This is a genomic window from Mesorhizobium sp. M7A.F.Ca.ET.027.02.1.1 (assembly GCF_004022985.1).
GTDB lineage: Bacteria > Pseudomonadota > Alphaproteobacteria > Rhizobiales > Rhizobiaceae > Mesorhizobium.
In genome coordinates this window covers 1-5625 of sequence record NZ_RZOL01000397.1, presented here as the reverse complement: position 1 = coordinate 5625, position 5625 = coordinate 1, and the positions used below count along the sequence as shown (strand labels likewise).

Annotated in this window: 4 protein-coding genes and 1 pseudogene; 4 read left to right on the top strand and 1 reads right to left on the bottom strand. The window is 65.8% G+C overall.

All coding sequences use genetic code 11. The annotated features are described in order from the left end of the window. The 3 genes from EN749_RS29475 to EN749_RS29465 all read left to right on the top strand — a co-directional run. Nucleotides 1–769, top strand: a 769-nt coding sequence (locus EN749_RS29475) for an alpha/beta hydrolase (RefSeq protein WP_145991047.1), incomplete at its 5' end; no start/stop codon positions are given. Beyond that, nucleotides 766–1488 carry a ribulose-phosphate 3-epimerase gene (locus EN749_RS29470; protein ID WP_128289613.1) on the top strand — a complete coding sequence of 241 codons (723 nt, stop codon included), beginning with the start codon at nt 766–768 and terminating at the stop codon, nt 1486–1488. The genes EN749_RS29475 and EN749_RS29470, both read left to right, overlap by 4 nt. Beyond that, nucleotides 1485–2513: an ROK family protein gene (locus EN749_RS29465; RefSeq protein WP_128364476.1), complete on the top strand. Its 1029-nt coding sequence runs from the start codon at nt 1485–1487 to the stop codon at nt 2511–2513. Before EN749_RS29470 ends, EN749_RS29465 begins: the two co-directional genes overlap by 4 nt. Nucleotides 2514–2582: 69 nt before the next feature. On the opposite strand, the gene EN749_RS29460 is transcribed toward EN749_RS29465, so the two are convergent. Then, complete coding sequence (locus EN749_RS29460; protein WP_127327056.1) at nt 2583–3911, bottom strand: dicarboxylate/amino acid:cation symporter; 1329 nt, start codon at nt 3909–3911, stop codon at nt 2583–2585. Between the two features lie 167 nt (nt 3912–4078). Here EN749_RS29460 and EN749_RS29455 point away from each other — a divergent pair. Beyond that, a pseudogene (locus EN749_RS29455) lies at nt 4079–5587 on the top strand (cache domain-containing protein); the annotation flags it as partial. Between the last annotated feature and the right edge of the window lie 38 nt (nt 5588–5625).

The window sequence follows — 5625 nt, the reverse complement described above, 5'->3', positions numbered from 1 at the left end:
GGGCAGGCTTCCCGTCGTCTTCCAGCATGGCCTCGGCGGTGACGCAGCGCAGGTCGCGCAGAACTTTCCCGATGGTCCTTCATACCGTCGGCTGACCGTCGAATGCCGAGCGCAGGGCGGTTCCGGCGCCGGTAGCAAGCGCCCGTTTTCGATCGCGATGTTCGCCGATGATGTGCTGGCCGCCGCGGATGCGGCCGGCCTCGACCGTTTCGTCGCCGGCGGCATCTCGATGGGTGCGGCCATTGCCTTGCAGCTTGCCGCCCGGCACCCGGACCGGGTCGCCGGTCTCGTGCTTGTGCGCCCTGCCTGGGCTTTCGATGCGGCGCCGCAAAACATGCGCCCTTACGTGGAAGTGGCGGAGCTCATCCTCAGCCGTCCTTTATCGGAGGCGCGAGATATCTTCGCGGCGTCCGCGACGGCCGCCCGCTTTCACACCGAAGCGCCGGACAATCTTGCTTCCCTGCTCGGCTTCTTCGCGCGCGAAAACGCGCCCGTCTTCGCCGAGGTGATGCAGGCGATCGCAGAGGATGGACCTGGCGTGACGCGGGCAGCCGCCGCTGGCCTTGCGTTCCCTACGCTCGTCATCGGCAGCGGCATCGATCTCGTCCATCCGCTGGCCGCCGCCCGCAGCCTCGCCGACGCCATCCCCAATGCGACCTTTGCCGAGGTGATGCCGAAGGCCACCGACAAGGAGTGCCATTTCGCCGAAATTCGCGCCGCCATCGCGGACTTTCTCGACATGAATTTCAACAACCAGGACCAGTCATGATCTCGAAACCTCTCTCAGGCCCGGCCGCCATCGCCGCATTGCCGCGCGACCGGATGATCGCCGAATTCTCGCTCTGGTCGGCCAATCTCGCCAATTTCGAAAACGACTTGAAGCGCATCGAGCCCTATGTCGATCTTCATCATATCGATGTGGCGGACGGTCATTTCGCACCGTCCTTCCTGTTCTTCCCCGATCTCGTCGCCCGCATTGCGGGGCTGACGGCGAAACCCATCCATGTCCACCTGATGGTCGATGAAGCAATCGTCGAGGCGCAGACGCGCCAGTTCATCGAAGCCGGCGCCGACATGATCAGCGTCCATGCCGAGAATGGCGAAGCCGGATTGCGCGCCGTGCGGCTGGCGCGGGAGCTCGGCGCCGAGGCCGGCGTCGTACTCAGGCTGGAGACGCCTGTGGAAGCAGTGACGGCCTTCGTCCCGGAAGCCGCCTTCGTGACGCTTCTTGGAACCGCAATCGGCGTCAAGGGACAGAGCCTGTCGGACAAGGCCTGCGACAGGCTGGGCGCTGCCCGCGCCATCCTGAGAGAGGCCGGCCGCGAGGCGCAAGTGGTTCTGGCGGCCGATGGCGGCATCCGCCACGAGACCGTGCCGTTGCTGCGTGCCGCCGGGGCCGAAACCGTGGTTCTCGGTTCGCTCGCCTTCGGTGACAAGGACCTCGCCGGCCGCATCGGCTGGCTGCACGGCTTGAAGGTCGCGGCATGACATCAGAAGCCGCCCTTGCGATCGATCTTGGCGGGACGGAGCTTCGCGCCGCCCTGGTCGACCGCGACGGCAAGATCCTGGCATTCGCGGCGGTGCCGACGCAGGCGCAGGCCGGTCCCGATGTGGTGATCGGCCAGATCGAGGCGTTGGCGGCGACAGTCCATGCCGAGGCCCCGGCACTTTCGATCGTCGGCGTCGGCGTCGGTGCACCGGGGCCGCTCGATCCGCTGGCCGGCATCGCCGTCGGCCCGCCGACGCTCGCCGGCTGGCTGGACGTGCCGCTTGCCGACATCCTGGAACGGCGGCTCGGCCTGCCGGTGCGGCTGGAGAACGACGCCAATGCCGCGGCGCTCGGCGAATGGCGCTTCGGCGCCGGCCATGGCGCTCGCTCGCTGGTCTTTGTCACGGTTTCGACCGGCATCGGCGGCGGTGTCGTCGTCGACGGGCGCATCCTGCATGGCCGCCGTGGCCTTGCAGCCGAGATCGGTCACATGACCATCACCAATGAAGGCGAGCGCTGCGTATGCGGTGTCGTTGGCTGCTTCGAGGCCATCGCGTCGGGAACGGCACTTGGCCGCCGCGCCAGCGCCGCCACGGCAGCCGGAGACGGCTCTACCTTGCGACGCTTGTCAGCGGACGCGGAGGTGACCGGCCGCCATGTCGTCGAGGCGGCACGGCTGCAGGACGCTCTTGCCTCGGCCTTGCTGGAGGAGGAAGCGCGCTGGCTGGGCATTGGCTTCACCAATCTCCTGCATCTCTATTCGCCCGATGTGCTGGTCGTCGGCGGTGGCATCGCCAATGGGCTCGATCTGATGCTGCCGACCATCGAGGCGACCATCAGGCAACGGGCTATGCGCGCCTATCGCGACGTGCCGGTCGTTCAGGCCCAGCTCGGCCGCCATGCCGGGCTCGTCGGCGCCGCCAGCCTTGTGCTGTTCGACGACGGGGGCACTTTGGCAGCCCGCATGCCTGTTGGCCCAAGCACGTTTCCGGACACGCCGCTGAGCAAGACCGGCACGGTCTGACGTTGCGACCTGCATGACAAAGGCCAGAGGCAGCACGCCTCCGGCCTTTTACGCATTGACCGCGCGTCATTACTCGGCGGGAACAACGTCCGCCGGCAGGCTATCGTCGGCCGTGCCCGCCAGCGCTCTGGCCAGCTTGGCCTCGTCGAGTTCGCCTTCCCAGCGAGCCACCACCAGCGTGGCGACAGCATTGCCGACGAAGTTGGTCAACGCCCGGCACTCCGACATGAAGCGGTCGACGCCGAGGATCAGCGCCATGCCGGCGACCGGCACCGCCGGAACCACCGAAAGCGTCGCCGCAAGGGTGATGAAGCCCGCTCCGGTGATGCCCGCGGCACCCTTGGAGGAAAGCATGGCCACCAGCAGCAGCAGGATCTGGTCACCCATAGACAGGTGGATGTTGGTCGCCTGTGCGATGAACAGCGCCGCCAGCGTCATGTAGATGTTGGTGCCGTCGAGGTTGAAGGAATAGCCGGTTGGGATGACCAGGCCGACGACCGAGCGCTTGGCGCCGGCCTTCTCCATCTTTTCCATCAGCGAGGGCAGGGCGGCTTCCGATGAGGAGGTGCCCAGCACCAAAAGCAGCTCTTCCTTGATATAGCGGATCAGCGACAGGATGGAGAACCCGTTGTAGCGGCAGACCGCGCCAAGCACGACGAACACGAACAGGAACGACGTCACGTAGAAGGTGCCGACCAGCATAGCGAGATTGATCACCGCGCCGATGCCGTATTTGCCGATGGTGAAGGCCATCGCGCCGAAGGCACCAATGGGGGCCGCCTTCATCAGCACGCTGACCAGCTTGAAGATCGGTGTCGTCAGCGCCTGCAGGAAATTGAGCACGGGCGTGCCCTTGTCGCCGACCAACGCCAGCGCGATGCCGAACAGCACCGAGAAGAACAGCACCTGCAGGATGTCGCCGTCGGCGAAGGCGCCGACGATGGTCGACGGGATGATGTTCATCAGGAAGCCGGTGACCGACTGGTCGTGCGCCTTGGCGGCGTAATTGCTGATGGTCGAGGCGTCGAGCGTCGCCGGGTCGATGTTGAAGCCGGCGCCCGGCTGCACGACATTGGCGACGACAAGGCCGATGATCAGAGCCAGCGTCGAAAAGGTGAGAAAATAGAGCATCGCCTTGCCGGCGACACGTCCGACCTTCTGCAGGTCGCTCATGCCGGCAATGCCCGTAGTCACGGTCAGGAAAATGACCGGGGCGATGATCATCTTGACCAGCTTGATAAAGGCGTCGCCGAGCGGCTTCATGCTCTCGCCGACCGACGGATAGAAATGGCCGAGCAGGATGCCGACGGTGATCGCGACGAGCACCTGCACGTAGAGTTGGGCATAGAAAGGCTTGCGCTGCGCGGCAAGCGCGCCTGATTGGTCTGCGATGTGCATCGAACTCTCCCTGGCCGGATGGGGCGGAGCGCCCTGCGTGACTTCTCCCATCGCGGCGCTCCGGTCGCACGCCGCTGCCAGGGAGTTTTGCAAGCGCTGTGCCAGTTCGCGGAAAGGCCGGAACCACGGGATTTCCGCCTTTGTCTGACGTCATGCGGCCAAAGCCTGTGCGGATTTCCGCACAGGCAGTGTTTGCCTGGGCGGATTTTCGCATTACACTGGCCGAAAGGCCGCGAGCAAAGGGGAGAGGGCAGACGCCGCAAGCAGGCACCGATAGCGGATTCCCTGGATTTGCCGGCCGTGGATTGCTGCGCGAGGCCGTGGCGCGGCTGCGCGATGGCCGCTGGGTTGCCGTGGTCGCCGCTCTTGCATTTCTGGCCGGCGCGATCGCCATTGCCGGGCGCATCGCCTCCGGCCAGGCGGCCGATAATCTGCGTGAGACGGCACTCGCCGCACTGCCGCTGGCGGCGGGAACCCTGACCGGCGAAATCGAAAAGCAGCGCTTGGTTCCACTGGTGTTGGCCAGAGACGATGCGGTGCGCGGCGCTCTGCGCCGGGCCGGAAAAATGAAAGAAAAGGCCCTCAACGACAAGCTCAAGTCGATTGCCGGCGATGCCTCGGCATCCGCCATCTACATCATCGATACGGCAGGCATCGCCATATCAGCCAGCAATGCCGACGAACCGGCGAGCTTTGTCGGCATCGATTACAATTTTCGGCACTATTTCCAGGAAGCGATGAGCAAGGGTGCTGCCAGCCAATATGGCCTCGGCACAATCAGCGGCAGACCGGGGCTGTACCTTGCCAGCCGCGTCGACGATGGCGGCAAGCCGCTCGGCGTTGCGGTGCTGAAGGTCGAACTCGACGGCGTCGAAGCCAATTGGCGTTCCAGCGGTTTCCTTGTGTTCATCACTGATGAACGCGGCGTGGTGCTGGCTACCAGCCAGCCCGACTGGCGGTTCCGTGCGCTGGCGCCACTGTCGGCCGAGGACACCGCCGCAGCCCACGAGCAGCTCCAATTGGCCGATGCAGGCTTCGAGCCGCTGCCGATCCGGCGCGGCGCTGGTGACGGCCTGGCGACGATCGACAACGCGGGAAAACCGCGCCAGTTCGTCGAGGTGGTGCAGGATTTGCCCGCTGCTGTTCCTGGCTGGCGTCTCTGGCTGCTCACTCCCGCCGACGCTGCTCTTTCATCGGCCGCCAACACGGCGCGGCTCACCACGCTGCTTGGTCTGCTGCTGATGGGCCTGCTTGCCTACGTGCTGACCCGGCGCCGGCGAACGCGCAGGCTGAGGCAGGAGGCGCTGGCGCGGATGAATGCCGAACTGGAGAGCCGAGTCAGCACGCGAACGGCCGAGTTGACCCGCTCCAACACCGCACTTGCCGGTGAAATCGCCGAGCGCGAGAATGCTGAAGCCAAGGTGCGCCGGCTGCGCGACGACCTCGCCCAGGCCAACCGGCTTTCCATCCTCGGCCAAATCGCCGCCGGCGTGGCGCACGAGATCAACCAGCCGGTCGCCGCTATCCGCACCTATGCCGAGAATGCGGGCCGCTTTCTCGAAACCGGCAAAACCGAACCGGCCAGCGGCAATCTGACGTCGATCGTGTCGATGACCGAGCGCATCGGCGCGATCACCGGCACCTTGCGCACTTTCGCCCGGCGGCCGGGTGTCGCCGGGCGAAAGTGCGCAAGGTGCCGGTGATCGCGCCGATG

What these genes read in the sequence shown, in the direction of transcription:
- EN749_RS29470 (WP_128289613.1), top strand. Translation starts at nt 766, where the DNA reads ATGATCTCGAAACCTCTCTCAGGCCCGGCCGCCATCGCCGCATTGCCG.
- EN749_RS29465 (WP_128364476.1), top strand. Translation starts at nt 1,485, where the DNA reads ATGACATCAGAAGCCGCCCTTGCGATCGATCTTGGCGGGACGGAGCTT.
- EN749_RS29460 (WP_127327056.1), bottom strand. Translation starts at nt 3,911, where the DNA reads ATGCACATCGCAGACCAATCAGGCGCGCTTGCCGCGCAGCGCAAGCCT.